The 4,946-nt window shown below is 50.7% G+C and carries 3 rRNA genes (1 of these 3 only partly in view); all 3 read left to right on the top strand.

Going from position 1 to position 4,946, the window contains the following annotated elements:
- Positions 1 to 1,325, top strand: a 16S ribosomal RNA gene (locus NSP_RS15750) (it extends 193 nt beyond the left edge of the window).
- A gap of 354 nt (positions 1,326 to 1,679) precedes the next feature.
- A 23S ribosomal RNA gene (locus NSP_RS15745) occupies positions 1,680 to 4,508 on the top strand.
- A 122-nt stretch (positions 4,509 to 4,630) separates the two neighbouring features.
- A 5S ribosomal RNA gene (gene rrf, locus NSP_RS15740) occupies positions 4,631 to 4,748 on the top strand.
- The 16S, 23S and 5S rRNA genes sit together here, the layout of an rRNA operon.
- The last annotated feature ends 198 nt before the right edge of the window (positions 4,749 to 4,946 follow it).

Here is a 4,946-nt window from a genome sequence, read left to right as displayed (position 1 = left end):
CCGAGAGGTGAAAGGCTTGCTGCCTGAAGATGAGCTCGCGTCTGATTAGCTAGTAGGTGTGGTAAAAGCGCACCTAGGCGACGATCAGTAGCTGGTCTGAGAGGATGATCAGCCACACTGGGACTGAGACACGGCCCAGACTCCTACGGGAGGCAGCAGTGGGGAATTTTCCGCAATGGGCGAAAGCCTGACGGAGCAATACCGCGTGAGGGAGGAAGGCTCTTGGGTTGTAAACCTCTTTTCTCAGGGAAGAAAAAAATGACGGTACCTGAGGAATAAGCATCGGCTAACTCCGTGCCAGCAGCCGCGGTAATACGGAGGATGCAAGCGTTATCCGGAATGATTGGGCGTAAAGGGTCCGCAGGTGGCTATGTAAGTCTGCTGTTAAAGAACCTAGCTTAACTAGGTAAAAGCAGTGGAAACTACAAGGCTAGAGTGCGTTCGGGGTAGAGGGAATTCCTGGTGTAGCGGTGAAATGCGTAGATATCAGGAAGAACACCAGTGGCGAAGGCGCTCTACTAGGCCGCAACTGACACTGAGGGACGAAAGCTAGGGGAGCGAATGGGATTAGATACCCCAGTAGTCCTAGCCGTAAACGATGGATACTAGGCGTGGCTCGTATCGACCCGAGCCGTGCCGGAGCTAACGCGTTAAGTATCCCGCCTGGGGAGTACGCACGCAAGTGTGAAACTCAAAGGAATTGACGGGGGCCCGCACAAGCGGTGGAGTATGTGGTTTAATTCGATGCAACGCGAAGAACCTTACCAAGACTTGACATGTCGCGAATCTCTCTGAAAGGAGAGAGTGCCTTCGGGAGCGCGAACACAGGTGGTGCATGGCTGTCGTCAGCTCGTGTCGTGAGATGTTGGGTTAAGTCCCGCAACGAGCGCAACCCTCGTTTTTAGTTGCCAGCATTAAGTTGGGCACTCTAGAGAGACTGCCGGTGACAAACCGGAGGAAGGTGGGGATGACGTCAAGTCAGCATGCCCCTTACGTCTTGGGCTACACACGTACTACAATGCTACGGACAAAGGGCAGCTACACAGCAATGTGATGCAAATCTCACAAAACCGTAGCTCAGTTCAGATCGCAGGCTGCAACTCGCCTGCGTGAAGTCGGAATCGCTAGTAATTGCAGGTCAGCATACTGCAGTGAATTCGTTCCCGGGCCTTGTACACACCGCCCGTCACACCATGGAAGCTGGTCACGCCCGAAGTCGTTACCCCAACTGTTCGCAGAGGGGGATGCCGAAGGCAGGACTGGTGACTGGGGTGAAGTCGTAACAAGGTAGCCGTACCGGAAGGTGTGGCTGGATCACCTCCTTTTAGGGAGACCGAATCCACTCAAACATCGAAAGCAAATCGCAATTAGATACTGAGTTGGTCATTCCTAGGTCGGTCGAGAATTGGTGAAAGCTTTCAAAGTATTTTTGGTTCAGTTCATTTATAAACATCTTAATCTCTAATTGGAATAAAAATTCAGCAATTGATTGCTTCATACAATCGAACTGCTGGGTGATAATCCAGCCAGAACCTTGAAAACTGCATAGTAACGCGAAAAAAAAGCAGGCAGACGGATTAGAGTCCTGATTGCTTCTTGACTGAGTGCTGAGTGAAATCAGTGCCTAGAAGGAAGTAAACAGAACGAAAAAAAGTTTGCAGAAACACCAATGTAAATGTGGTCAAGCTAATAAGGGCTTACGGTGGATACCTAGGCACACAGAGGCGAAGAAGGACGTGGTTACCGACGATATACTCCGGGGAGTTGGAAGCAAACATTGAGCCGGAGGTTTCCGAATGGGGCAACCCTAAATACTACCTGTTGAATATATAGACAGGAAAGAGCCAACCCAGCGAACTGAAACATCTTAGTAGCTGGAGGAAGAGAAATCAAAAGAGATTCCCTGAGTAGTGGTGAGCGAAAGGGGAAAAGCCTAAACCAAAGGATTTATCCTTTGGGGTAGTGGGACAGCGATATCGAATCTGGCGGTTAGACGAAGCAGCTAAATACTGCACCAAAGAAGGTGAAAGTCCTGTAGTCGAAAACTCAAGGATAGTAGCTGAATCCCGAGTAGCATGGGGCACGAGGAATCCCATGTGAATCAGCGAGGACCATCTCGTAAGGCTAAATACTACTGTGTGACCGATAGTGAACCAGTACCGCGAGGGAAAGGTGAAAAGAACCCCGGAAGGGGAGTGAAATAGAACATGAAACCGTAAGCTTACAAGCAGTGGGAGGACGATTGAACGTCTGACCGCGTGCCTGTTGAAGAATGAGCCGGCGACTTATAGGCACTGGTAGGTTAAGGCGAGAATGCCGGAGCCAAAGGGAAACCGAGTCTGAAAAGGGCGCTCAATCAGTGTTTATAGACCCGAACCCTGGTGATCTAACCATGGCCAGGATGAAGCTTGGGTAACACCAAGTGGAGGTCCGAACCGACTGATGTTGAAAAATCAGCGGATGAGCTGTGGTTAGGGGTGAAATGCCAATCGAACCAGGAGCTAGCTGGTTCTCCCCGAAATGTGTTTAGGCGCAGCGGTAATGATTAAATCTGGGGGGTAAAGCACTGTTTCGGTGCGGGCTGGGAGACCGGTACCAAATCGAGACAAACTCAGAATACCCAGAGAACACATTGCCAGTGAGACAGTGGGGGATAAGCTTCATTGTCAAGAGGGAAACAGCCCAGACCACCAGCTAAGGTCCCCAAATCATCACTAAGTGATAAAGGAGGTGGGATTGCATAGACAACTAGGAGGTTTGCCTAGAAGCAGCCAACCTTAAAAGAGTGCGTAATAGCTCACTAGTCAAGCGATCCTGCGCCGAAAATGAACGGGGCTAAGTGATGTACCGAAGCTGTGGGATTAATCTAGTATTAATCGGTAGGGGAGCGTTCCGTATTAGGTAGAAGCAGTAGCGGCGAGCAGCTGTGGACGAAACGGAAGTGAGAATGTCGGCTTGAGTAGCGCAAACATTGGTGAGAATCCAATGCCCCGAAACCCTAAGGGTTCCTCCGCCAGGTTCGTCCACGGAGGGTTAGTCGGGTCCTAAGGCGAGGTCGAAGGGCGTAGTCGATGGACACAGGGTGAATAATCCCTGACTACTATGTGGGAGCATTGCGAGGGACGCATGAAAGATAGCCATACCCTGATTGGTTTGGGAGGAGTTTACGAACTCCGCGTGGTGAAGGATAGTGTCAAGAAAAGCTCGTAATGTGATGAAAACATAGTACCCGTACCCGAAACCGACACAGGTAGGGAGGTTGAGAATACCAAGGGGCGCGAGATAACTCTCTCTAAGGAACTCGGCAAAATGGCCCCGTAACTTCGGGAGAAGGGGTGCCCACCTCAGACGTGGGTCGCAGTGAAGAGATCCAGGCGACTGTTTACCAAAAACACAGGTCTCCGCCAACTCGAAAGAGGACGTATGGGGGCTGACGCCTGCCCAGTGCCGGAAGGTTAAGGAAGTTGGTCAGGGGTTCGCCTTGAAGCTGACGACCGAAGCCCCGGTGAACGGCGGCCGTAACTATAACGGTCCTAAGGTAGCGAAATTCCTTGTCGGGTAAGTTCCGACCCGCACGAAAGGCGTAACGATCTGGATGGTGTCTCAGAGAGAGACTCGGCGAAATAGGAATGTCTGTGAAGATACGGACTGCCTGCACCTGGACAGAAAGACCCTATGAAGCTTTACTGTAGCCTGGAATTGTGTTCGGGCTTCGCTTGCGCAGGATAGGTGGGAAGCGAAGAAGTATCCCTTGTGGGGGATATGGAGCTAACGGTGAGATACCACTCTGGCGAAGCTAGAATTCTAACCCATGACCGTAAGCCGGTCAGGGAACAGTTTCAGGTGGGCAGTTTGACTGGGGCGGTCGCCTCCTAAAAAGTAACGGAGGCGCGCAAAGGTTCTCTCAGCACGCTTGGAAACCGTGCGGCGAGTGTAAAGGCAAAAGAGAGCTTGACTGCGAGAGATACAACTCAAGCAGGGACGAAAGTCGGCCTTAGTGATCCGACGGCACAGCATGGAATGGCCGTCGCTCAACGGATAAAAGTTACTCTAGGGATAACAGGCTGATCTCCCCCAAGAGTCCACATCGACGGGGAGGTTTGGCACCTCGATGTCGGCTCATCGCAACCTGGGGCGGAAGTACGTCCCAAGGGTTGGGCTGTTCGCCCATTAAAGCGGTACGTGAGCTGGGTTCAGAACGTCGTGAGACAGTTCGGTCCATATCCGGTGCAGGCGCAAGAGCATTGAGAGGAGCCTTCCTTAGTACGAGAGGACCGGGAAGGACGCACCGCTGGTGTACCAGTTATCGTACCAACGGTAAACGCTGGGTAGCCAAGTGCGGAGCGGATAACCGCTGAAAGCATCTAAGTGGGAAGCCCACCTCAAGATGAGTGCTCTCACTACATAAGTAGGTAAGGTCACGGGCAGAACACCCGTTTATAGGCTCTAAGTGGAAGTACAGTAATGTATGAAGCTGAGGTGTACTAACAGACCGAGGGCTTGACCTCAAATTCAGTTAACAGTTAACAGTTAACAGTTAACAAATTGGTTGATTCGCGTTACTGTGCAGCCTTCAGGGTTTTGTATCACTTATCTGATAACTGATAACTGATAACTGACCACTGTTTTTCCTGGTGTCTATTGCGCGGTGGAACCACACTGATCCCTTCCCGAACTCAGAGGTGAAACGCTGCTGCGGCGACGATAGTTTAGGGGTAGCCCTACGCAAAAATAGCTCGATGCCAGGTTTATATTTCAACAAAAACCCCTTAGCTCTCATCATAGCTAGGGGGTTTTGCTTTATGATGTTGGATGTTTGTCCACATTTTTTACAACTATTGACCCTGTTAATACTTAGTCAAATTATGGGATCGCATAACTCTTTTAGTTATAGCAATCGCCAAGGAGGTTAGGACACAAAATGCAAGACATCCTCAATGGCATCT

It is taken from the genome of Nodularia spumigena CCY9414 (genome assembly GCF_000340565.2).
GTDB classification, from domain to species: domain Bacteria; phylum Cyanobacteriota; class Cyanobacteriia; order Cyanobacteriales; family Nostocaceae; genus Nodularia; species Nodularia spumigena.
Note: the sequence above shows the minus strand (reverse complement) of the source record. Positions and strands in the feature narration are given on the sequence as shown.